Raw genomic sequence first — 22,063 nt, forward strand, 5'->3', positions numbered from 1 at the left:
GGCATGAGCCGAGTCATACAGGAACCCGTGCGTTCCGCCCGGACGACGGCCCACGGTCACCGGGCGGCACGCGCGCGGTCGGGCCAGTGGGCGGCCTGGGCCTTCCTCGCCCCGGTCGTGCTCTACCTGCTGGCCTTCTACGCCTATCCGCTCTACCGCAACGCCGAGCTGAGCCTGCGTAATTACACGGTGCGCTCGTTCGTGCAGGGCGACGCCCCGTTCGCCGGGTTCGCCAACTACGCCAAGGTCTTCGCGGACGCGACCTTCGGGCCCGCGCTGTGGCACACGGTGGTGTTCACGCTGGTCTCGCTGGCCTTCCAGTTCGTCATCGGGCTCGCGCTGGCGCTGTTCTTCCTGAAGAACTTCCGGCTGTCCGCCACGCTCAGGGGGCTGTTCCTGGTGCCGTGGCTGCTGCCGCTGATCGTGTCGGCCTCGACGTGGTCGTGGATGCTCAACAGCGACTCCGGCGTGGTCAACGCCGTCCTGGACTGGTTCGGGGTCGGGCCGGTCAACTGGCTGACCTCGCCGGACTGGTCGCTCTGGTCGGTCATCATCGCCAACATCTGGATCGGCATCCCGTTCAACCTCGTCGTCCTCTACTCCGGGCTGCAGGCGATCCCGCCGACCATCTACGAGGCCGCCGCGCTGGACGGGGCGGGCGGGTGGCAGCGGTTCTGGAAGGTGACGTTCCCGCTGCTGCGGCCGGTGTCGGCGATCACGCTGCTGCTCGGCCTGGTCTACACGCTGAAGGTGTTCGACATCATCTGGATCATGACCAAGGGCGGGCCGAGCGGGGCCTCGACCACGTTCGCCACCTGGTCCTACCGGCTCGGGTTCGGCAACCTGGTGCCCGCCTTCGGACCCGGTGCCGCCGTGGGCAACCTGCTCATCCTGACGGCGCTGGTCTTCGGGCTGGTCTACATCCGCGCGCAGCGCAGGCAGGCCCTGGCATGAGGCGCCTCAAGACCGCGATCGGGCTGGTGCTGACCGCCGTGATGCTGTTCCCGGTCTACTGGATGATCAACGTGTCGTTCACCCGTGACCAGGACATGCGCAAGAGCCCGCCGAACTGGTTCCCGGTCGACGGCACCCTGGACGGCTACCGGACGGTGCTGGACCGGCAGTTGCCCTACCTGGGGGTGAGCCTGGTGGTCGGGCTGGGGACGGTGGCGCTGACCCTGCTGCTCGCGGCGCCGGCGGCGTACTCGCTGGCCAAGCTGCGCCCGCGCGGCGGCGGAGCGCTGAGCTTCGTGCTGCTCGTCGCGCAGATGATCCCCGGGATCATCATGGCGATGGGCTTCTACGCCGTCTTCCTGTCCACCGGCGTGCTCAACACCGTTCCCGGGCTGATCGTGGCCGACTCCACCCTCGCCGTGCCGTTCGCGGTGCTGATCCTGACCACGTTCATGTCCGGCATCCCCGAGGAGCTGCTGCAGGCCGCCCGCACCGACGGCGCCGGGGTGGTGCGTACGTTCGTCTCGATCGTGCTGCCCGTCAGCCGCAACTCGCTCATCACGGTGTCGCTGTTCGCCTTCCTGTGGGCGTGGTCGGACTTCATCTTCGCCTCCACCCTCGACCAGGGCGGCGACCACCAGCCCATCACCCTCGGCATCTACCACTACATCGGCAACAACAACCAGGAGTGGAACGCCATCATGGCCACCGCCGTGATCGCCTCCGTCCCGGCCACGATCCTGCTCGTCGTCGCCCAGCGCTACGTCGCCGCCGGCGTCACCGCGGGCGCCGTCAAAGATTGAGAAGGGACCCTCGCTCCATGACCGTCGCCGCTTCAGGCCCGGTGTTCTCCCTGCGGGAAATCCCGTTCAGCTACCGCGGATCCTGGTTCGGCTTCTCGCCCGTGGTGGCGGAGAAGACCTACGCCGAGGACGTGCACCTGGTCTCGCACCAGACCGGCATGCACGCGATCCTGCGACTGATCCCCACCGCCGAGACCGCCGTCACCGCCACCCCGCACCAGCTCACCTGGAGCGGTGGCGGCGGCCGGATCGACCTCGCCTACGAGAGCGCCGACACCGTACGCGTGCGCGGCCGCGGCCTCGGGCTCCGCCTGCTGGCGGCCGACCCGGTCCTGACGCCGTTCAGCGGCCCGTACTTCTACCGGGACCCCGTCGACGGATCGTACGTCTTCACCGTCTACCAGACCGGCCGCCGCTACCGGATCACCCTCCTCGGCGGGCAGGCCGAACACCTCGGCGCGCAGACACTGGGCAGCGCCGAACGCGGTCTCGTCCTCGGCGGCGAATGGGAGATCGCCATCGAGGAGTACGAGACCGCCCGCGCCCCCTACCTGAGCGGCCACGCCTTCGAGCAGGTGGTGAAGGCCGCGCGGGCCGAGTTCGACGCGTTCGCCGCGGCGGTCGCGCCCTGGCGTGGCGAACGCACACCCGCCGCCGAACTGGCCGCCTACGTGCTGTGGTCGGCCACCGTACGCCCCGCCGGGTTCGTCACCCGGCCCGCCGTGCTCATGTCCAAGCACTGGATGGACAAGGTCTGGAGCTGGGACCACTGCTTCAACGCCATCGCCCTCGGCGAAGGGTTGCCCGACCTGGCCTGGGACCAGTACCACCTGCCCTTCGACCACCAGGACGCCGCCGGCGCGCTGCCCGACTCCGTCACCCACTCCGAGATCCTCTACAACTTCGTCAAGCCCCCCATCCACGGCTGGGCCCTGCGCCACCTCCCGCTACCTCCCGACCCGGCCGAGACCTACCGGCTGCTGGAACGCTGGACCACGTTCTGGCTCGACGCCCGGCGCGCCCCGGGCCGGACGCTGCCGCACTACCAGCACGGCAACGACAGCGGCTGGGACAACGCCACCACCTTCGACCCGGAGCGCGTCGTCGAGACCGCCGACCTGGCCGCGTTCCTCGTGCTGCAGCTGCGCGAGCTGGCCCGCCTGGCCCCCGATCCGGGCACGTCCGCCCGGTGGAGTACGCAGGCCGACCGGATGCGCGACGCGCTCCTGGCCGAGCTGTGGGACGGCGAGAAGTTCGTCGCCCGGGGCGCGCTCTCGGGGCGTACCTGGTCCAGCTCCAGCCTGCTCGGCCTCATGCCGATCGTGCTGGGGGAGGAGCTGCCGCACCCCGTCCGGGCGGCGCTGGCCGCCCGGATCGAGCGGCACCTGACCGCGTTCGGGCCCGCCACCGAGCTGCCCGGCTCGCCGCACTACCTGGACGACGGCTACTGGCGCGGCCCCATCTGGGCGCCCTCGACCGTACTGATCGAGGACGGGCTGCGCCGCGCCGGTTACCCGGACCTGGCCGACGAGATCAGCGCCCGCTTCCGCGCGCTGTGCGAGGCGTCGGGGTTCGCCGAGAACTTCGACGCCCGCACCGGCGAGGGACTGCGCGATCGCGCCTACACCTGGACGGCCAGTGCCTACCTCCACCTGGCCGCCGCCCACGAGAGGCGCAGGACGTGACGCTCAGCGGCCCCAGAGCCGCCAGGTCTGGTTGAGCGGACTGGCCTGGCCGGCCGGGTTGCAGGTCCACTGGTGGACGGGAGCCCTGGGCGCGGTCGAGATGGTGCTGACGTCGACGCACTTGCCGCTGTGGCGGGCGACGAGCTGGTGGTCCCGGGGATCGTTGCCCGCGTAGGTGACCCTGCGCAAGGTGAACTGCTGGTTCTGCGCTCCGCCCGCGCACGTCCACTGGCGCACCGGCGCGCCGTCGGCCGTGGAGGACGCGCTCACGTCGAGGCACTTCCCGCTCTGCTGGTTGACCAGCGTGTAGGTGTTCGCCACGCCGGCGACCGGCCGGAAGTTCCACAGCTGCTGGTCGCCGCCTTCGCAGTAGAACTGCTGCTGCACGTTGCCGTCGGCCGTGCCGAGGTCGGTGTTGTCCAGGCACTGCTGGGAGTGCTGCGCGACGGCGACGGACTGGAAGCCGGCGTCCGACGGCGGCAGCAGGGTGATGGTGAACGTGTCGTCGGCGTTGGTGTGCGGCAGGTTCAGCGTGGCGGCGTTGCCGGACAGCGTCAGGACCGTGTTCTGTACGGTGATCGGCCCCTGGACGGCGCCGCCGCCGTTGAACGGGATGCGCTGGACGACCGCGCGGACCTGGTTGTTCTGCACGATGCCGCTGGTGGCGTCGAGCCGCCGGAGACCGACGGCGACGTTACCGGTCGTCCCGCCGCCGCCCACGAGGACCTTGGCCGCGCCGGTCGTCCTGGTGGCGAAGGCGTCGTAGGACGTGCTCGGGGTCACCGAGACGATCTGGCCGGTCTGGGAGCCGTAGAAGCGGTAGACCCACCACTCGCCCTTGGGCAGGTGCTGGCCCGCGCTGTTGCGGACGAGCAGGTTCGCCAGATCGTTGTGCAGGTTGCCGGCGCTGGCCCAGTTCGCGCGCAGCCCGTCGGCGCCCGCCCGTTCCAGCCGGGCGATGTACCACGCGCCGTCTCCCGGGTTCTGCTCGTTGGCCGCGGCGTACTCGTTGATCTGGTACGGCCGCGGATGCGGGATGCCGCGCGCGTCGAGCGTGGCGTTGGCGGCCGCCACGTTGGCCACCGGGTCGCCGGGCAGGGAGTGCCAGCTGACGATGTCGGGGACGACGTTGTTGGCGCGGACGAAGTCGAGGTAGGCGTTCCAGAAGGGGTGCGTGGTGGAGGGCACGCAGGCGCAGCTGGGGCCGACGATGAGGTGGCCGGGGAAGGCGGCGCGGATGCGCTGGTAGCTGCGGCGCCACAGCTCGAAGTACTGGGCCTGCGGGCGGTTCCAGAACAGGGAGAGGTTGGGCTCGTTCCAGATGTCCCACTGCACGGTGATCCCGGCGGCCCGCACGTCGTTGATCAGGCGGGTGAGGAAGGCGTCGTAGTCGGACCAGTCGCCGTTGTCGCCGGGGAAGCGCGAGATCGGATACCCGTCGGCTCCCCACAGGTCGTGCGGGAGGATGATGAACTGGCCGCCGAGCGCGATCGTCCGGCGGGCCTGGGCCAGCGTCGCGTTCCACCTGCGGTCGTAGGCGCCCGAGACCCAGCCGCCCGGCGAGCCGAGTTGCGCGCCGCCGGCCCGCATGTACCGGAACTTCACGTCGCGGAAGAAGTGGTCCGCCGGTCCTGACGCGTTCTCCGTCATGCCGTAGATCCAGCCGGACGCGCGGTAGGCCGGTGCGCCGCCGGCCACGGAGAAGTCGACGCTGATGGATTCGTCCGCGGCCTGCGCCGGCGCCGGGGCGGCCTGGAGGGTGACGGCGATGAGCATCGCGGCCAATGCGCGGCGTGGGGTGATCTTCATCTTGGGTGGCTCCTTCGAGGGATGGGGGGAGGGCCACGAAGGGAATCGATTCGGCATACAGGGATGCAGGTATAACTAGGCGTTTCTAGGGATGTTAGCGAATCGATTCGATGAGATCGTAGATCTCCTTTCGGAGACGTGTCAACGGCGGCGGGCGCGGCGGTTCAGGTGCGGGTGCGGTTCACCAGGACGCGGGCCAGGACGAACGTGACGGCGCCGGCCAGGACGACGGAGAGCAGGCCGACGCGCAGGCTGGTGAGGTCGGCGACGAACCCGACGAGGGGAGGCGACAGCAGGAACCCTCCGCGCAGCAGCCAGCTGACGATGGTCAGGCCGGCGCCGGCGGGCAGGCCGGGCAGTTCGTCGGCGGTGTGCATGGCGGCCGGGACGAGGGTGGCGACGCCGAGCCCGGCGAGGGCGAAGCCGGCCAGCGCGGTCGGAACGGACGGCATGGCCAGGGCGGCGCCCATGCCGACCGCGGCCAGCGCCCCTCCGGAACGCACGACGGTACGCTGCCCGAAGCGGTCCACGACGCGGTCCCCGGTGAGACGGCCGACGGTCATGGCGACCTGGAGGGCCACGACGGCCAGACCGGCGGTGGCGGCGTCAGTGCGCAGGTCGCCGCTCAGGTAGAGGGCGCCCCAGGACGCGCCGGCGTCCTCGACGAGGGTGCCGCACGCGGCCAGCACGCCGAGCGCGGCCAGCATCCGTACGGCGGCGCCGGTGAACGAGCGCCGGCCGGCACGGCGGGCCGGCCGGCCGTCCTGGGTCTCGGCCCGGGCCGGGTGTCCGTCCTGGGCCTCGGCAGGGCGTTCGGCGTCTTCCGGGCCGGGGAGCAGGAACCGGTAGGCGACGAGGGCGGTCACGCTGAACAGCGTCGCGGAGATGCCCAGGTGGACCGCGAGGGGCATGTCGAGGCCGGCGGCGGCCGAGCCCATCAGGCCGCCCAGGACCGCGCCGATGCTCCACACGCCGTGCAGCGAGTTGACGATGGACCGGCCGTACAGACGTTGCACCCGCAGGCCGTGGGCGTTCTGCGCGACGTCGACGACCGCGTCGAGAGCGCCCACGACGAACAGCACGCCGCCGAACGCGACCCAGTTCGGCACAAGGGGGATGAACAGCGTCGCGACAGTGGTCACCACGATCCCCAGCGACGCCACGCGCGCGGAGCGGAAGCGGCGGATGGCGGCTCCGGCGAGTAGCCCGGCCAGCAGAGCGCCGATCGGGTGCGCCGCCAGCGCGGTGCCGAAGACGGCGTTGCTCAGGCCGAGCTCGGCCTTGATCTGCGGGTATCGCGGGACGATGTTGAAGAACACGGCGCCGTTCGTGAGGAACAGCGCGGCGACGGCGGCGCGGGCCAGGCGGGCCTGGCGAGTGGGCGTGGTGGGAGGGGCAGCGGACATCGGCGTTCCGATCGCGTAGGCGCGTCGCGTAGGCGCGGCGGAGGGGATCAGCGCAGGTACCGGTGGATGGCGTGGCGGATCTGCTCGGGCGTCATCGGGTCGGTCGAGAGGGCGCTGTGCAGCACGAGCCCTTCGATGAGCGCGTCGAGCTCGCGGGCGGTGGTGGCGTCGAAGTGGCGCTCCAGCGCCCGGCGGCTGCGCGCCATCCAGGCCTGGGTGACGACCCGCAGGGCCGGGTTGCGCGCCGCGGCCACGTACAGCTCCACGGTGAGGACGAGGTCGTGCCGCGAGCCGAGCAGGTCGTCCGAGACCAGCGTGATGACGGCCTCGGCCGCCGCATGGCGGTCCCTTGCGGCGCTCAGGCGCTCGTCGAAGACGCGGGCCACCGAGTCGGCGTGCCGGGTGAACGCCTCGGCGAGCACCTCGTCCAGTGACGTGAAGTGGTAGGTCATCGAGCCCAGCGGCACGTCCGCGGCGCGGGCGATCTCCCGGTGCGTCGTCCCGGCGACGCCGCGCTCGGCGATGACGGTGAGCGCCGCGTCGATCAGCCGGTCCCGCCGCCCGGGGTCGTGCCGGCGAGGCCGCCGCGGGGTGGCGGGGCCGCTCACGGCGTGGCCGGCTCGATCGTGCGGATCACGCGCGCGGGATTGCCCACCGCGACGACGTTCGCCGGGAGATCCCGGGTGACCACCGCGCCGGCGCCGACCACGGTGTTCTCCCCGATCGTGACACCGCCCAGGACGATCGCCCCGCTGCCCAGCCACACGTTGTCGCCGATGGTGATCGGCTCGGCGGCCTCCCACTTCGCGCGGCGGAGCTCCGGGTCCAGCGGGTGCGTCGGCGTCATGAGCTGCACGTAGGAGCCGATCTGCACGTCGTCGCCGATGACGATCGGCGCGACGTCCAGGGCGACGAGGCCGAAGTTGGCGAACGACCGGGCGCCGATGCGGAGGTGGCTGCCGTAGTCGACCCGCAGCGGCGGCCGGATCTCCGTGCCCTCGCCGATCGCGCCCAGCAGCTCGGTGAGCAGCCGGCGCCGCTCCCGCGGATCGCGGGCCGACGTCGCGTTGTAGGCGTCCATCAGGTCCATGGCGCGCAGGTTGTGCTCGGCCAGCTCGGGGTCGTCGGCGATGTAGAGGTCGCCGGCGAGCATCCGTTCGCGCATCGAGCGGTCATCGAAATCGGACATCATACGTACAAGCGTACACATCCAATGTACGCACGTACATATCGGCCCACATTGCCGTCCGCGGCCTTCCCGTCGACCCGGACGAGATCGACCGCCTGCTCGCCCTCGACGCCGTAGCTCCCGTCCAGCTGGGGCTGGGTCGCCAGCTCCACGCGATGGCTGGTTGACTACGAGCCTGGCCCTTCCTGTTCTTCCTGCCCCTCTCGGTGCGCCGGCATCGGAGACCCGGCCGTTGGCGGGAGGGCCGCGGCGATGCAGTCGAGGACGCGCTGGAGCCCGTACCGGAGCTGGTCGTCGCGGCTCAGGTGCGGCTGGCGCGCCTCCATCACGATCTTGGTGAAGATCGGGTACTCCCCGCTCTTCACCAGCCGGTCGATGTACGGGTAGCTCCGCGCCATCCATTCTGACTCGCTGAGCCCGCTGCGGCGGAATTCCCTGGCCGAGCTGATCTCCTCGCGGACGGTGCCCTCGATGTAGCCGTTCAGCATGGCGATGAGGCCGAGGTTCTCGTCGATGGAGACGAAGGCGTCGAGCACTCCCATCAGCCGTTCGATCAAGAGCAGCTGGTTGGGGCCGAAGCTGGGGAGCGACCGCTGCACGGTGGCGATCCACGGGTGCCTCAGCCACATGGCCCGCAGCCCGTCGGCGTAGCGGGTCAGGTCGGCGCGCCAGTCGCCCGAGGGCATGCCCGTGACGTCGATCTCGCCCATCACCTGGTCGGCCATGAGCTCGACCAGGTCGTCACGGCTCGGAACGTACCGGTAGAGGGACATCGCGCCGGCGCCGATCTCGGCGGCGATCCGCCGCATGGTGGCGGCCTCCAGCCCTTCGGCGTCGGCGATCCGGACGGCCGCCTCGGTGATCTGCGCGCGGCTGTAGACCGGTTTCGGCCCGCGGGCGGGGCGCTCGGGCCGCATCCAGATGCTCACGTGCTCGGCGTCGGTCACCGTTCAACCTCCTTGTTGCGTACATAGTACCCAGTGGTTTAGCGTGACCGCCGTAACCGCGTACAAAGTACCCAGTGGAGGAGTCATGCCTGATCCGATCGTGATCGCCGAAGGGCTGCACAAGTCCTTCGGCGACGCCCATGCCCTGCGGGGTTTGAACCTGAGCGTCCCGAGAGGAACGGTCTGCGGCGTGCTGGGGCCGAACGGCGCGGGGAAGACGACCGCGGTGCGCATCCTGGCGACCTTGTCCGATCCCGATGCCGGGCACGCCCGCATCGCCGGATACGACGTGGTCCGCGAGGCCGGCAAGGTGCGCGCCAGGATCGGGCTCGCGGGCCAGTACGCCGCCGTGGACGAGAAGCTCACCGGCCGTGGCAACCTGCGCATGTTCGGGCGCCTGTCCCACCTGCCCCGGCGCGAGGCGCACCGGCGGGCCGACGAGCTGCTCGAACGCTTCGGTCTGATGGACGCCGCCGATCGGCAGGTCGCCGGCTACTCCGGCGGCATGCGGCGGCGCCTCGACCTGATCACCAGCCTCATCCTGCGCCCCGAGGTGCTCTTCCTCGACGAGCCCACCACCGGCCTGGACCCGCGCAGCCGCGGCGAGATCTGGGACAACGTCCGCGAGCTGGTGGCGGACGGCACCACGGTGCTGCTCACCACGCAGTACCTGGACGAGGCCGACCGGCTGGCCGACGACATCGCCGTCGTCGACCACGGACAGGTGATCGCCACGGGCACACCCGACGAGCTGAAGGCCACGATCGGCGACCGCCTCGACGTCACCCTCGAAGACCCCGCCGCGATGCCCGCGGCGATGACCGTCCTGAACGCCCTCACCGGCACCGATCCCACGACGACGGGCGCCGATCGGCTCAGCGTCGCCCTGCCCGGCGGCGGCCTCCGGCTCGCCGACATCGTGCGCGAACTCGACCGCGCCGGAGTCGCCGCCGCCGACGTGAGCCTGCGCCGTCCCACCCTGGACGAGGTGTTCCTGCGCCTCACCGACCGCAAGGAGTCCGTCCGATGACCGCCCTCACCTCACCACTCGGTCGCCTGCGCTGGACCTTCCTCGACGGGCTGACCCTGGTCGGCCGCGAGCTGGGACGGCTGCGGCAAGAACCCGGACAGATCATCGCCGCGCTGGTCTTCCCGGTCATCATGGTGGTGCTGTTCGGGTACGTCTTCGGCAGCGCGATCCAGGTGCCGGACGGCGGCGACTACCGCGAGTACCTCATGCCCGGCCTGTTCGCGATGGTGACCTTCTCTGCGTGGTTGGGGGTCATGACGCGGATGGCCGGCGACGCCTCCCGCGGTGTGATGGACCGGTTCCGCTCCATGCCGATGGCGCGCTTGGCGGTGCCGTTCGGGCAGACCGGCGCCGACCTGCTGACCGGCCTGCTGATGCTGGCCATCATGGTGGGTACGGGCCTGCTGGTGGGCTGGCAGCCGCACCGCGGCCTGATCCCCACGGCCCAGGCGTTCCTGCTGATGATCGTGCTGCGGTACGCGCTGAGCTGGGTGGGCGTCTATGTGGGCCTGGCGGTGAAGAACGACCAGGTCGCCGACGCGATGGTGCCGCTGGGCCTGCCGTTCACGATGCTGTCGAACGCGTTCGTCCCGACCGACGGCATGCCGGGCTGGCTGCGCTTCCTGTCCGACTGGAACCCGGTGAGCGCGCTCACCGCCGCCTCACGAGAGCTGTTCGGCAACCCGGGCGCCCCGTCCGGAAACGTGGCCTGGCCACTCGCGCATCCGGTGACCGCCGTCCTGCTCTGGTCGGCCGCGCTGCTGGTGATCTTCGTCCCGCTGTCGCTCCGCGCCTACATGCGCAGAGGACGCTGAACGCTCCGCGTGTCCGAGCTGGAGGTAAGGACGCCCGTCGATCGCGGTCCCGGCCGGGCGTGGGTGGCGGGCCCGGCACACGAGGCCACTCGGGTCCGGCGGACGGCGGCGGAAGCCCATTCCAGAAGGGCTTCCGCCGCCGTTGCCGAACGCTATTTCTTGAAGGCGTCCTTCGCCTTCTCCTTTGCCTGCCGCAGATTGGCCTTGGCCTTCTCTGCCTTGCCTCTGGCCTGCAGAGACTCGTTGCCGGTGAGATCGCCGACACGCTCTTTGGCCATGCCCTTGATCTCCTCGGCCTTGCCCTTGGCCTTTTCCTTCCGGGACATATTCATCTCCTCCTGTGCGTACGAACGCACACGGTTTTCCGCTATCCAGGAACGAGTTCTTCCACTGCCCGGGCGGCAGGCGAATACACGCTTCGCGGGCCCAGGCCCCGCAGGCGCCCCGGCAGAGGCGAAATCGGACCTCCCTCACGGACCGGAATCGGCCCTGTCACTCCGTCCAATCCGCCAGCAGCATGGTCAACGCACGCGATGCCCCTGAGAGAGGAAGAGATCGTGGGACGGACCCTCGTGGACATCAGCCCGCCGCCGGCCGGCTACGGCGTCGGTGTGGAGTCGCCCTTGAGCCTGGCTGGGCAGCGGCTGATCTCCTGGAACGGCGCCACCACGTCGGGCGGTGAGGACTGATGCCGACGGCGATCCTGCTCGCCCTGGCCGCCGCCGCCCTGTACGGCGCCTCGGACTTTCTCGGCGGGCTGCTGTCGCGCCGCAGCCACTACGCGCTGGTCGGGCTTGTCGGGCAGTCCGCCGCCGCGATCGGCGGGCTGGCCGCCGCGCTTGCTGTCAGCGTCCGCCCCGCTATGGGCACGATCGAATGGGGGACCGGTGGGGCGATCGGATGGGGGATCGGCGCCGGGCTCGGCGGGGCGGTCGGCACGCTGGCTCTCTACCGCGGGCTGTCCCGGGGGCGGATGAACGTGGCCGGGCCGCTGTCGGCCGTCGGCGCGGCCGGTCTGCCCATCCCGGTCGACCTGCTGTCCGGCGGTGAGTTCACCTCGCTCTCGGTTGTCGGCGTCGGCCTGGCCATCCCAGGGATCTGGCTGGTCGCCGCACAGCCGGGCCGGCGCGGCGGCGGTGGGGTCGTTGAAGGGCTGCTGGCCGGGCTCGGGTTCGCCGCCCTGTTCGTCTGCCTCGACCGGGCCGGGGACACCGCGGGCCTGTGGCCGGTGGCCGCGAGCCAGCTGTCCGCCGTCGCCGTCCTGGCCGCCTTCGTGCTGGCCGGCCGCCGGAACACAGCCCGAACCGCCGAAGCCGGCCGGACCGCCGAAGCCGACAGGACCGCCGAAGTCGGCCGGACCGTTGACGTCGGCCGGCCCGCCAGGGCGGCGCGGGTGCCGTGGGCGGCGGTCTGGCCGGGCGTCCTGGGCGTGTGTTCGACCGTGCTGTACACCTTGTCCACCCGCGAGGCGACACTCGCCGTCTCGGCCGTGATCACTTCCCTCTACCCCGCCTTCACGGTCGCCCTGGCCGCCCTGGTGCTGCGGGAGCGGACCAGCCTGGCGCACGCCGCCGGGCTGCTGTTGTGCACGGCCTCCGTCGGTGCCTTCGCCGCCGGTTGAGCCTCGCTACGCTGCGACGGGTGAGCACGGTGAACTCGACCCTGGCGCACGATCTGCTGGTGGAGCTCGACCGGACCGGCGCCACGCCGCTGCACCGGCAGATCGAGGCGGTCCTGCGCGACGGCATCCGCACGGGCCGCCTGCGCCACGGCGCCTCGCTACCCTCCTCGCGCCGGCTCGCCACCGAGATCGGCGTCTCCCGCGGCGTCGTGGTCGAGGCCTACAACCAGCTCCTCGCCGAGGGCTACCTCACCAGTACCCCTGGCTCCTACACGCGGGTGGCCGCCGTTCGAACCCACCGGGGTGGCGGCCGGGCTGCACCTCGTGGTCTGGCTCCCGGACGGCATGGGGGAGGACGACGTGGTGGCGGCCGCCGCCGATCACGGCGTACGCGTCGCCGGCGTCGGGCCGTACCGGCTGGCCGGACCGGGACGCCAGGGACTGATCCTCGGCTACGGCGACCTGACCGAAGGCCGGATCGCCGAAGGGGTGGAGGCACTGGCGGCCGCGGTACGCAGCCTCGGCGCCGCGTCGTTCGAGCGCTCCAGCCGCTGATCTCCGCCACCGCTTTCGGCAGGCGCAATGTCGCTCGCCGTCTCTTGACGAGCCCGATGAGGTCGTTAACACTCCCGAAATGTGGGCCTGGAAAGAAGCGCGACGCCTTCGACCTGAGCCGACGTAACAGTCCCATCGACTACGCGGACCAGCTCCAGAGGCGTAAATGTTAGCGCTACCATTCCGCGGCCCACATGCCCTCCCCATCGGATCCCGAGCGACGAAGAGGACAGTGCGATGTCAGAAATGGTGCCCAGGCGCGAGGCCCTTCGACTGGCGGTGTTGGCGGTCGCCACCCCGTCCGCGCTCGCGTTGGCGACGTCCACCGGAACGGCCCGGGCCGCGGCCCGCATGGTGGCCCCGCTGCGGCAGAACGACCCCCCGGTGCCCGGCAGCTGGATCGTGAAGCCGTTCGCGAACAGCCAGGTCACGCTGGGCGCGAGCCTGTTCACCGCCAACCGGGATCGCATCCTGACCTTCCTGCGGTCCTATTCGGCCGACCGGATGCTGGCCAATTTCCGGGCCAACGCCGGTCTGGACACGCTGGGCGCGCAGCCGCCCGGCGGCTGGGACGACGCGACCGGTAATCTGCGCGGTCACTACAGCGGGCACTTCCTCAGCGCCCTCGCTCTGGCCTACGCGGGCTCCGGCGACGCCTTCTACAAGAACAAGGTCGACTACATGGTCACCGCGCTGGGCGAGTGCCAGAACGCGCTGGCCGCGAAGGTCGGGCAACCCGGCGGGCCGAGCCACCCCGGCTTCCTGGCCGCCTACCCCGAGACGCAGTTCATCCAGCTGGAGCAGTACGCGACCTATCCCACGATCTGGGCGCCGTACTACACCTGCCACATGATCATGAGAGGGCTGCTCGACGCCTACCAGTACGCCGGCAACGAGCAGGCGCTAGAGATCGTGCTCAAGATGGGCGACTGGGTTCACAGCAGGCTGGGCAACCTTCCGCGGGCCCAGCTCGACCGGATGTGGGGCATCTACATCGCCGGCGAGTACAACGGCATGAACATCGTGATGGCCGACCTCTACGCCCTCAGCGGCAAGGCGGAGTATCTCGCGACGGCCAAGTGCTTCGACAACACCGCCCTCCTCGCGGCCACCGTCGACAAGCAGGACACGCTCAACCGGAAACACGCCAACCAGCACATCCCCCAGTTCATCGGATACCTGTCCGTCTTCGACCAGAACCAGGAACGCCGCTACTTCGACGCGGCCGCGAACTTCTGGGACATGGTCGTCCCGCACCGCACGTTCACCGACGGCGGCCTGGCCGGTCCGTCCGACAACGGCGAGCTCTTCGGCGCACGCGACGTCATCGTCGGCACCCTGGGCACCAACAACGCCGAGACCTGCTGCAACTACAACATGCTCAAGCTGAGCCGGGCCCTGTTCTTCCACACCGCCGACCCGAAATACATGCAGTATTACGAACGGGCACTCTACGGCCAGATCCTCGCCTCCCGCCGCAACACCGACAGCACCACCAATCCGCTGCTGACCTACTTCATCCCGATGCGGGCGGGTTCGGCGCGCAGTTACGGCAACCTCGGCACCTGCTGCGGCGGCACCGGACTGGAGAGCCACACCAAGTTCCAGGACTCGATCTATTTCCGGTCCGCCGACGATTCGACGCTCTACGTGAACCTCTACATGGCCTCGGAGCTCAACTGGGCCGAGAAGGGCTTCGTGATCAGGCAGGTCACGAACTATCCGGCCGACCCCGCGGGGGTGACGACGCTGACGGTTACGGGCAACGGCCGGCTGGTGGTGAAGCTGCGGGTGCCGTACTGGGTGGAAAAGGGCTTCACGGTGCTGGTCAACGCGACCGACCAGCAGCTCGACGCCAAGCCCGGCGAGTACGTCACGCTCGACCGGCAGTGGCGGAGCGGCGACACGGTGAGGATCACGATGCCGTTCTCGCTGCGGATCGAGAAGGCGCTGGACATCCCGACCATCCAGAGCATCGCCTACGGGCCGGTGCCGATGGTCGCCAAGAGCAACCAGACCACCTACCGCCAATTCTCCTTCTACCGGGACTTCACCCTGTCCGGGGACCTCGCGCGCGCCGTCACGTCCACCGGGCCGATGAGCTTCACGGCGAACGGCCTGCCGCTCGTCCCCCTCTACATCAACAACACCGACCGCTACCACGCCTACTTCCGGCGCGTCGAGCCGACCGTCGTCTTCGGCAGGATCGACTCCGGCGTGCCCAACCGCGAGCGGGCGGATTCGGTGACGTTCCTCGACGCGGTCTGGAAGAACGCGCCCTTCGCGAGCCAGGGAGCGTTCGTGTCCACCGTGACCCGCACCGCGGAGGAGTGGGTCACGGCCGGCCTGATGACCTCGGCCCAGAAGGACACGGTGGTCTCCACTGCCACCCAGGCCAGGCTCCCCAGCTAGCGGCCGCACTCGGTGTCATCCACGCGAGCCGTCGATCTGACAGCGGCGATCAGAATCTCCTGACTGAAATGCCAAAAAATCCCTTCTCCGCGGCTCCGGAATGGCCTATACCCGTGAGTACGGATGATCGGAGGTCCCCATGCGGCTGCTCGGCCGGCTCTTCCTCGTGTTCACCGCGACCGCGGTCTGCCTACCCGCGGCCGGTGCGGAGCCGGCGGCGGCCGCCGTGGCCCCGACGGCCGTGATTCGCGCCGACTTCCCCGATCCGGACGTGATCCAAGTCGGCTCCACCTTCTACGCCTACTCCACCAGCAGCTCGGCCGGGCGCATCCAGGTCGCCAGCGCCTCGTCGGCCACCGGCCCGTGGACCGTGCGCGGGGACGCGCTGCCCGCCAAACCGTCCTGGGCGGGGAACGGCGGGTTCTGGGCACCCGACGTCTCCCAGCTTCCCGATGGCCGCTACCTGATGTACTTCACCGGTCCCAGCACCGCTACCGGGCGCATGTGCATCGGCGCCGCGACCTCGGCGAACCCCCTCGGCCCCTTCCAGCCGACCAGCGGCTCACCGCTCGTCTGCAACGCGGGCGAGGGCGGCGACATCGACCCGTCGAGCTTCGTCGACACCGACGGCAAGCGGTACCTGGTCTACAAGAACGACGGCAACGCCGTAGGCCGGCCCACCATTCTGTGGCTGCAGCAGGTCGGCGCGGACGGCGTCACCTTCGTCGGCGGCCGCACCGAGCTCATCCGCAACGACCGTCCCGAGGAAGCCGGGGTGATCGAGGCTCCCGTGCTCGTCAAGCGGCCCTCCCAGTACGTGCTCTTCTACTCGGCCGGCTCCTACGCGGGAAACAGCTATTTCACCGGCTACGCCGTGTCCCCGACTCTCACCGGGCCCTACACCAAGGCGTACCGGCCGCTGATGACGACGGCCACCTTCGACGGCGCCGTTCAGGGCCCCGGCGGGACCGACGTGCTCGGGAGCCGCGTCTTCTTCCACGGCTGGGTGGGCAACGCGCGCCACATGTACACCGCGGAGCTGGGCTGGGCCAACGACTACCCGGTCGTACGCGGCAGCCGGGTACGGTACGAGGCCGAGCGCGGCACGCTCAACCATGCCGAGGTGCGTACCGGCGCGGCCGGGGCGTCACAGGGGGCCGTCGTGGCAAAGATCGACTATGCGGACAGCTGGGTCGACGTCCAGGTGTTCGCGCCGGTCGCCGGGGCCTACACCGCGTACGTGGCCTATGCCGCCGGGTACGGCGACGCGCAGCACCTGGTGACGGTGAACGGGGGCACGCGGTTCACGCTGAGCTATCCCGACCGCGGCTGGGACAACTGGACGCAGGTGCCTGCCCAGCTCACGCTGAACGCCGGATGGAACACCCTGCGCTTCCAGTACCAGGCGCGTTGGGCGGAGCTGGACCACATCGAGATCGCCTGATCCATGCGGCCATCCGCTCATGGCTCCGCTCAGCAGCCGGCGCCCATCACCGGCCCATGTACCGGTAATGGGCGCCGGGACCGTCGACCGGCGTTCTCGAGGGGCCATGACGCGAAACGGCACCCGGACAGGCCGCCACCTGCTCGTCGCCCGATCTACTGGGGATCTTGACCGGCTTCGGGGGCGCCTTCGAGGGTGTCCGGCGTGATCAGCTCTACCCCGTTCTCCGTCAGCGCGTCCAAAAGGTCAGGCGGCGGCGTGGAGTCTGTGACGAGGAAGTCGGCGCCCCCGAGCTCGGACACCTGGGCGAAGAGCCGGCGATCGAACTTGGACGAGTCGGCCAGGATCGCCACGCGCGCCGCCCGCGAGATCATCTCTCGCATCATCGCCGCCTCGGCGAGGTTGCTCGTCGTGTATCCGGCCGCCGAAACGGCGCCGACCCCGATCAACGCCAGGTCGCAGCTGATGTCCAGCTCGCTTCCGTCGGACGCCCGGAAGCTTACGGGGCCGATGGTGGCCAGCGTGAGAGTGCGGACCGCGCCGCCGAAGACGTACACGTCGCGGACGGCTGAGGGTGGCAGCGCCGGGGGTACGAGCAGACTGTTCGTCACCACGGTCAGGTCCCGATGGTTGCGCAGGTTCCGGGCCACGGCGAGAGTGGTCGTACCGCCGTTGATCATGATGATCGACCCATCTTTGACCAGCGACGCGGCAAGTACCGCGATCTTCTCCTTCTCGCGTTCTTCCATCTTGAGCCGCACGTCCACGGCCCGGTCGACCCGAGATAGAGTGGCCTGACTGACCGCTCCGCCATAGGTGCGGACCAGGACACCGTCGGCGCTGAGCTGGTCCAGGTCCCGCCGGATCGTGTCGATGGAGACGCCGAAGCGCTCTGCGAGTGCGCTGACCGTGACCTGCCCGGCCTCCGCGACGTATGCCGCCAGCTGGGCCTTACGTCCTGCAGGTAGACGACGCTGCCGGTCGTCTTCGTCAAGGGTCACTGACCCTCCCATCTCTGCGGTAGTTGCGTTACTGATCAACGCAACAGAGGGGTGATACAGGCCTAGAACTGCAGACTACCGCACAACACTGCCTCTTTCAGGCGAGATGCTGCCGACTTCGAGGCTCCCGGCGCTGGAAGTCTCGTGATCCAGCACGACTCTTGCGGATGAATGCCGGACTGTGCGGTTCCAAGCGGGTTTTTGCGTTACTAGGTCTTGTGGGGTAGCGACACGCGTTGTTAATGTGGCGGAAACCGGCAAAGACCGGTAACACCTGTACAGCAAGGAGGTCGCGATGACCGGAGGCAGCACCCGGTTGCAGGGCCGGACGAGGCGACTACTCGGGGTGATGGCGGTGGCGATGATCGGCGCCACGGCCGTGGGGTGTGGTTCCGGCTCGGGAGCTAGCGCGGGATCGAGCGGCGACGGGACCGTCACTCTGGAGTTTGCGCAGTGGTGGGCGCCGGAGCTGCCGGCGGGATCGTTCGACAAGCTTATGTCGGAATTCACGGCCCAGAACCCGAACATCAAGGTCAAGCTGTTGAGCGGCCCCTACGCGTCCACGAAGCAGCAGTTGGTGGCCGGAGCGGCGTCGAGGACGCTGCCTGACGTCGTCGGCCTCGACGGCGCATGGGTGAGTGACTTCGCCAAGCAGGGCGCCATCGCGGACCTGTCCGCGCTCATGACGACCGCGAAGTACGACTCGAGCCAGCTCGCGAGCCAGATCCAGATCAAGGGGAAGACCTACATGATCCCCGTGGTCAACTTCGTCTACCCCCTGTTCGTCAACAATGATCTGCTCGCGAAGGCGGGGGTCAAGACGCCTCCGAGCACGCGCACGGAGTTCTTGGAGGCGGCCAAGAAGGTCAGCGCGCTCGGCGGCAACGTCAAGGGCTGGGCCCTGCCGCTCGACACCGCCGTTCCCAACGGCGTCCAGAACGACGTGATGTCATGGCTGTGGGCATCGGGCGGCAGCATGCTCACCAAGGACGGGAAGCCCGACCTGACCGGCCCCGGCGTCAAGAGCACCGTGGAATACGTCAAGAGCCTGAACGACGCGGGCGTCATCGCGCCCGGAGCGCTGACCATGAAAGAGCAGGACAAGGTCGAGAAGTTCTCCACCGGTCAGGTCGGCATGGTGATCGATTCCTTGGCGCACATCGGGCTGATCAAGAAGAACAATCCGAAGCTGGACTTCACGGTGGTGCCGATCCCGGCCGAGGACGCCTACACCGGCAAGCGCGGCATCCCGTACGCGTCCTGGGGCATCGGCGTCGCCGAGTCCTCGGAGCACAAGGCCGAGGCGTTCAAGCTGGTCCAGTTCTTGATGGACAAGAAGGCTAATGCGCAGCTGAGCACGTTGGCGAACGGCTTCCCCGGCAACAAGACGGCCGAGCCTGACTTCAGCGCGAGTGACCCGCTGTTCAAGACGGCCTTCGACATCTACAAGGCGGGCTATCCCGCCAACGAGTTCGTGGGGCTGCCGAAGTCCGAAGACCTCATGCGCAGCTTCGATGAGCAGCTGCAGCTCGCGCTCACCGGCAAGCAGAGTGTCGACGACGCCCTCAACAAGGCGCAACAGGCCTGGGCACCGGTGCTCTGACCTTCCGTACTTCGTGGGCCGCGCCGACCGTGCGGCGCGGCCCCCGAACCAAGGAGACATCGATGGAAACCGCGAAACTCGATCCGGCGGCCTCCCCGGGAGCCGCAAAATCGGCATCGGAATCCTCTGCGGGCCGACGGAGAAGGACGCGGCCTTTCCCCGTGCAGGGTGTCGTCCCGTACGGCTATCTCTCGCCGACGCTGATATTGATCTTCGTACTGATGATCATCCCCATCGCGATGGTGGTCAGCTACTCGTTCAAGGACAACGTGATCGTCGAGCAGAATCCGGTCTTCGCCGGGCTCGCCAACTACACCACGGTGCTCACCGATCCGGACTTCCTGGCAGCACTGAAGAACACGTTCATCTTCATCACCGTGAGCACCGTCGCTCACCTCGGCCTGGGACTGGCCTTCGCGACGATGCTCAACACCCCGTTGCTGGGCGGAGTGACGAAAGCCATCTTCCGCATCGTCTACATCCTGCCCTGGCTGTTCACGGTCGCCGTGATCGCGGTCATCTGGCGGCTCATGCTGGACCCGTCCGGGGTGGTCAACTACATCCTGACCACGATCGGCGTGATGCGCGAGGAAGTGAGCTGGCTCTCCGAGCCGAACACGGCGCTCTGGGCGTTGACATTCATCAACATCTGGGCCGGCTTCCCCTTCTTCATGATCAGCATCCTCGCCGGGTTGCAGGGAATCTCGCCCGTTCTGTACGAGGCGGCCTCCGTCGACGGCGCAAGCACTTTCCGCCAGTTCCGCAACGTGACGCTGCCACAGCTGAAACCGGTGCTCCTCAGCATGGCCGTGCTCGATCTCATCTGGACCTCCCAGCAGTTCGCCCTCATCTGGATGACCACCGGTGGTGGCCCGCTGAATGCCACCGAGATGCTCAGCACGTACACCTACAAGCAGGCCTTCAGCAGTTACGAGTTCGCCACCGCGTCCGCCGCCGCCGTCATAGTCCTGCTGCTCACGATGATTCTGGCCTTCTTCTACGTTCGCCTGCAAAAGGAGAGGTGATCACCGTGCTCACCCGCAAAAGGCGGCGCCTCGGCGCGAAGATCGCCGTGCTCGCAGGCCTGTGCGTCGGCGCGGCCTTCGCCGGCCTGCCGGTCGTGTGGATGCTGTCGACGTCGTTCAAGACCAACGGGGAAGTCTTCCAGGTTCCGCCGCGGCTGATCACCGAGAACTTCTCGTTCGACGCCTACAAAGTGATCCTGGCCGACGCGACCCAGTTGAGGTTTTTCATCAACAGTTACATCGTCGCGCTGTCGGTGACCGTGCTGACATTGTTCGTGGCGATTCTCGCGGCGTATGGATTCAGCCGCTACAACTTCCCGCTGAAGCGATCCGTCAACGCCGTGATCGTCACCGTCCAGGCGGTGCCGCCAATCACACTCGTCATTCCCTATTTCGGTCTCGTGGTGGCGCTCGGCCTGTACAATACTTATCCGGGGCTCATCCTCACGCATATGGTGTTCACCTTGCCCTATGCGATCATCATGATGACCGCGTACTTCAACACCCTGCCGCGAGAGCTGGATGAATCCGTCAAGGTGGACGGGGCGTCGAGCTGGACGGCTCTCTGGCGGATCCTGGTGCCCATTTCGGTGCCCGGGCTGGTCGCCGTCGGCGTCTACACCTTCATGATCTCGTGGAACGAATACCTGTTCGCGCTGACGCTCACGCGTACCGATGACATGCGAACCGTTCCCATCGGCATCCAGCTCCTGATGGGCCAGCACTCCTACGAGTGGAACCAGATGATGGCCATGAGCATCCTGGGGTCCATCCCGGTGCTCGTGTTGTTCCTCCTCTTCCAGCGGCGATTCATCGGCGGCCTCACCTCCGGCGCGGTCAAGTCCTGACACATCGTCCCCGTCCCGAGTGACAATCAATTAATCAGAAGGAGAAATACAGCAATGCTGACGACCGGCAAGGTGCTCTTGGCTGTCGCGAATGAAAGAAACTTCGCCGTGCCCGCCTTCAACATCAGTGACTACGCCATGTTCAACGGCATCGTGGACATCAGCGAGGAGAAGAACGCGCCGCTTTTCATCGGGATCCACCCCGACGAGGTGCGGCACATCGGAGTGGACGTGATCGCCGCGATGACCCAGCGGGCCCATCGCTCGTCCGTGCCGATCGCGATTCACTGGGACCACGGCGCGACCTATCAGGAGATGCTGACCGCGATCCGGATCGGCTTCACCTCGGTGATGATCGATGCCTCGATGAAGTCGTTCGAGGAGAACATCGCGATCTCCAAGAAGGTCACGGAAACCGCGCACGCGGTCGGCCTGTCGGTCGAGGCGGAGCTGGGGACGATCGGCAAGACCGACAGCGAGGCCGAAGACGGCAGCGACGCGATCATCTACACCGACCCGGCGGACGCCGTGACCTTCGTGCAGGCGACGGGCGTGGACAGCCTCGCCGTGGCCATCGGCACCTATCACGGCCTCTACCCGAAGAACCTGAAGCCGGAGCTGAAGCTCGACCTGCTGAAAGAGATCAAGGACCGGGTCCAGATCCCCCTGGTGCTGCACGGCGGCTCGGGCAATCCCGACGACGAGATCGCGGAGTCGGTCAAGCTCGGCATCAACAAGATCAATATCTCCAGTGACATCAAGGCCGCCTACCACATGAAGATGCGCGAGGTCCTGGCCGATGAGGGCCTGCGTGAGCCGAACTCCATCCAGCCGCCGTGCATCGAGGCGATGAAGGTGGTGGCCGGGCAGAAGATCGACCTCTTCGAAGCGGCCGGCAAGGCATCTCTCTACTGAC

Annotated in this window: 21 protein-coding genes and 1 pseudogene; 15 read left to right on the plus strand and 7 right to left on the minus strand. The window is 68.7% G+C overall.

Annotated elements, in window-relative coordinates; translation table 11 throughout:
* The first annotated feature begins 3 nt into the window (after positions 1-3).
* Genes ACIHFD_RS60495 through ACIHFD_RS60505 form a run of 3 tightly spaced genes read left to right on the plus strand, consistent with a single transcriptional unit; the run spans position 4 to position 3,442 of the window.
* A complete protein-coding gene (locus ACIHFD_RS60495) occupies positions 4-954 on the plus strand; it encodes a carbohydrate ABC transporter permease (protein WP_397374671.1) in 951 nt (316 codons plus the stop codon).
* Positions 951-1,757, plus strand: a complete 807-nt coding sequence (locus ACIHFD_RS60500; RefSeq protein ID WP_364252504.1) for a carbohydrate ABC transporter permease — start codon at positions 951-953, stop codon at positions 1,755-1,757. Before ACIHFD_RS60495 ends, ACIHFD_RS60500 begins: the two co-directional genes overlap by 4 nt.
* A gap of 17 nt (positions 1,758-1,774) precedes the next feature.
* Positions 1,775-3,442, plus strand: a complete 1,668-nt coding sequence (locus ACIHFD_RS60505; protein ID WP_397374672.1) for an amylo-alpha-1,6-glucosidase — start codon at positions 1,775-1,777, stop codon at positions 3,440-3,442.
* A 3-nt stretch (positions 3,443-3,445) separates the two neighbouring features.
* Here the strand turns inward: ACIHFD_RS60505 and ACIHFD_RS60510 are convergent, their stop codons facing one another.
* From ACIHFD_RS60510 to ACIHFD_RS60530, 5 genes are all read right to left on the minus strand, one after another.
* On the minus strand, positions 3,446-5,251 hold the full coding sequence (locus ACIHFD_RS60510; RefSeq protein WP_397374673.1) for an RICIN domain-containing protein: 1,806 nt from the start codon (positions 5,249-5,251) through the stop codon (positions 3,446-3,448).
* Between the two features lie 164 nt (positions 5,252-5,415).
* Complete coding sequence (locus ACIHFD_RS60515) at positions 5,416-6,657, minus strand: MFS transporter (RefSeq protein ID WP_397374674.1); 1,242 nt, start codon at positions 6,655-6,657, stop codon at positions 5,416-5,418.
* A 47-nt stretch (positions 6,658-6,704) separates the two neighbouring features.
* A complete protein-coding gene (locus tag ACIHFD_RS60520) occupies positions 6,705-7,265 on the minus strand; it encodes a TetR/AcrR family transcriptional regulator (RefSeq protein ID WP_397374676.1) in 561 nt (186 codons plus the stop codon).
* The gene (locus ACIHFD_RS60525; protein WP_397374678.1) at positions 7,262-7,849 is read right to left on the minus strand and encodes a sugar O-acetyltransferase; all 588 of its coding nucleotides are present in this window, start codon (positions 7,847-7,849) and stop codon (positions 7,262-7,264) included. The genes ACIHFD_RS60520 and ACIHFD_RS60525 overlap by 4 nt, the downstream gene beginning before the upstream one ends.
* Before the next feature lie 164 nt (positions 7,850-8,013).
* Complete coding sequence (locus ACIHFD_RS60530) at positions 8,014-8,793, minus strand: TetR/AcrR family transcriptional regulator (protein ID WP_397374679.1); 780 nt, start codon at positions 8,791-8,793, stop codon at positions 8,014-8,016.
* A gap of 85 nt (positions 8,794-8,878) precedes the next feature.
* On the opposite strand from ACIHFD_RS60530, the gene ACIHFD_RS60535 reads away from it, so the two are divergent.
* Positions 8,879-9,823: an ATP-binding cassette domain-containing protein gene (locus tag ACIHFD_RS60535; RefSeq protein ID WP_397374680.1), complete on the plus strand. Its 945-nt coding sequence runs from the start codon at positions 8,879-8,881 to the stop codon at positions 9,821-9,823.
* Positions 9,820-10,638, plus strand: coding sequence for an ABC transporter permease (locus ACIHFD_RS60540; protein WP_397374681.1), 819 nt, complete (start codon positions 9,820-9,822; stop codon positions 10,636-10,638). Before ACIHFD_RS60535 ends, ACIHFD_RS60540 begins: the two co-directional genes overlap by 4 nt.
* A 152-nt stretch (positions 10,639-10,790) precedes the next feature.
* Here the strand turns inward: ACIHFD_RS60540 and ACIHFD_RS60545 are convergent, their stop codons facing one another.
* On the minus strand, positions 10,791-10,964 hold the full coding sequence (locus tag ACIHFD_RS60545; RefSeq protein WP_350732907.1) for a CsbD family protein: 174 nt from the start codon (positions 10,962-10,964) through the stop codon (positions 10,791-10,793).
* Between the two features lie 231 nt (positions 10,965-11,195).
* Here ACIHFD_RS60545 and ACIHFD_RS60550 point away from each other — a divergent pair, with 231 nt between their 5' ends.
* From ACIHFD_RS60550 to ACIHFD_RS60575, 6 genes and pseudogenes are all read left to right on the plus strand, one after another.
* On the plus strand, positions 11,196-11,327 hold the full coding sequence (locus tag ACIHFD_RS60550) for a hypothetical protein (protein ID WP_397374682.1): 132 nt from the start codon (positions 11,196-11,198) through the stop codon (positions 11,325-11,327).
* Positions 11,327-12,259, plus strand: a complete 933-nt coding sequence (locus ACIHFD_RS60555) for an EamA family transporter (protein WP_397374683.1) — start codon at positions 11,327-11,329, stop codon at positions 12,257-12,259. The genes ACIHFD_RS60550 and ACIHFD_RS60555 overlap by 1 nt, the downstream gene beginning before the upstream one ends.
* Before the next feature lie 59 nt (positions 12,260-12,318).
* Positions 12,319-12,528: pseudogene (locus ACIHFD_RS60560) on the plus strand (GntR family transcriptional regulator); the annotation flags it as partial.
* Positions 12,529-12,562: 34 nt separating this feature from the next.
* Complete coding sequence (locus ACIHFD_RS60565) at positions 12,563-12,814, plus strand: hypothetical protein (RefSeq protein ID WP_397374708.1); 252 nt, start codon at positions 12,563-12,565, stop codon at positions 12,812-12,814.
* A 237-nt stretch (positions 12,815-13,051) separates the two neighbouring features.
* Positions 13,052-15,226 (plus strand): beta-L-arabinofuranosidase domain-containing protein, encoded by a 2,175-nt coding sequence (locus tag ACIHFD_RS60570; protein ID WP_397374684.1) that lies wholly within the window; start codon positions 13,052-13,054, stop codon positions 15,224-15,226.
* Positions 15,227-15,365: 139 nt separating this feature from the next.
* Positions 15,366-16,670, plus strand: a complete 1,305-nt coding sequence (locus tag ACIHFD_RS60575; RefSeq protein ID WP_397374686.1) for a family 43 glycosylhydrolase — start codon at positions 15,366-15,368, stop codon at positions 16,668-16,670.
* 155 nt (positions 16,671-16,825) lie between these two features.
* On the opposite strand, the gene ACIHFD_RS60580 is transcribed toward ACIHFD_RS60575, so the two are convergent.
* Positions 16,826-17,671, minus strand: coding sequence for a DeoR/GlpR family DNA-binding transcription regulator (locus ACIHFD_RS60580; RefSeq protein ID WP_397374687.1), 846 nt, complete (start codon positions 17,669-17,671; stop codon positions 16,826-16,828).
* 295 nt (positions 17,672-17,966) lie between these two features.
* Between ACIHFD_RS60580 and ACIHFD_RS60585 the strand changes: the two genes are divergently transcribed.
* Genes ACIHFD_RS60585 through ACIHFD_RS60600 form a run of 4 tightly spaced genes read left to right on the plus strand, consistent with a single transcriptional unit; the run spans position 17,967 to position 22,062 of the window.
* Positions 17,967-19,274 carry an ABC transporter substrate-binding protein gene (locus tag ACIHFD_RS60585; RefSeq protein WP_397374689.1) on the plus strand — a complete coding sequence of 436 codons (1,308 nt, stop codon included), beginning with the start codon at positions 17,967-17,969 and terminating at the stop codon, positions 19,272-19,274.
* A gap of 29 nt (positions 19,275-19,303) precedes the next feature.
* A complete protein-coding gene (locus tag ACIHFD_RS60590; protein ID WP_397374690.1) occupies positions 19,304-20,299 on the plus strand; it encodes a carbohydrate ABC transporter permease in 996 nt (331 codons plus the stop codon).
* Positions 20,296-21,147, plus strand: coding sequence for a carbohydrate ABC transporter permease (locus ACIHFD_RS60595; RefSeq protein WP_350732893.1), 852 nt, complete (start codon positions 20,296-20,298; stop codon positions 21,145-21,147). The genes ACIHFD_RS60590 and ACIHFD_RS60595 overlap by 4 nt, the downstream gene beginning before the upstream one ends.
* Before the next feature lie 54 nt (positions 21,148-21,201).
* Entirely contained in the window at positions 21,202-22,062 is an 861-nt protein-coding gene (locus ACIHFD_RS60600; RefSeq protein WP_355208712.1) for a ketose-bisphosphate aldolase, read from the plus strand.
* Position 22,063: the final 1 nt, after the last annotated feature.

Source organism: Nonomuraea sp. NPDC051941, assembly GCF_044593615.1.

Bases quoted from the DNA above. Each gene is read 5' to 3' on its own strand.
- ACIHFD_RS60495 (WP_397374671.1), top strand. From the start codon at position 4: ATGAGCCGAGTCATACAGGAACCCGTGCGTTCCGCCCGGACGACGGCC.
- ACIHFD_RS60500 (WP_364252504.1), top strand. From the start codon at position 951: ATGAGGCGCCTCAAGACCGCGATCGGGCTGGTGCTGACCGCCGTGATG.
- ACIHFD_RS60505 (WP_397374672.1), top strand. From the start codon at position 1,775: ATGACCGTCGCCGCTTCAGGCCCGGTGTTCTCCCTGCGGGAAATCCCG.
- ACIHFD_RS60510 (WP_397374673.1), bottom strand. From the start codon at position 5,251: ATGAAGATCACCCCACGCCGCGCATTGGCCGCGATGCTCATCGCCGTC.
- ACIHFD_RS60515 (WP_397374674.1), bottom strand. From the start codon at position 6,657: ATGTCCGCTGCCCCTCCCACCACGCCCACTCGCCAGGCCCGCCTGGCC.
- ACIHFD_RS60525 (WP_397374678.1), bottom strand. From the start codon at position 7,849: ATGATGTCCGATTTCGATGACCGCTCGATGCGCGAACGGATGCTCGCC.
- ACIHFD_RS60535 (WP_397374680.1), top strand. From the start codon at position 8,879: ATGCCTGATCCGATCGTGATCGCCGAAGGGCTGCACAAGTCCTTCGGC.
- ACIHFD_RS60540 (WP_397374681.1), top strand. From the start codon at position 9,820: ATGACCGCCCTCACCTCACCACTCGGTCGCCTGCGCTGGACCTTCCTC.
- ACIHFD_RS60545 (WP_350732907.1), bottom strand. From the start codon at position 10,964: ATGTCCCGGAAGGAAAAGGCCAAGGGCAAGGCCGAGGAGATCAAGGGC.
- ACIHFD_RS60555 (WP_397374683.1), top strand. From the start codon at position 11,327: ATGCCGACGGCGATCCTGCTCGCCCTGGCCGCCGCCGCCCTGTACGGC.
- ACIHFD_RS60570 (WP_397374684.1), top strand. From the start codon at position 13,052: ATGTCAGAAATGGTGCCCAGGCGCGAGGCCCTTCGACTGGCGGTGTTG.
- ACIHFD_RS60575 (WP_397374686.1), top strand. From the start codon at position 15,366: ATGCGGCTGCTCGGCCGGCTCTTCCTCGTGTTCACCGCGACCGCGGTC.
- ACIHFD_RS60585 (WP_397374689.1), top strand. From the start codon at position 17,967: ATGACCGGAGGCAGCACCCGGTTGCAGGGCCGGACGAGGCGACTACTC.
- ACIHFD_RS60600 (WP_355208712.1), top strand. From the start codon at position 21,202: ATGCTGACGACCGGCAAGGTGCTCTTGGCTGTCGCGAATGAAAGAAAC.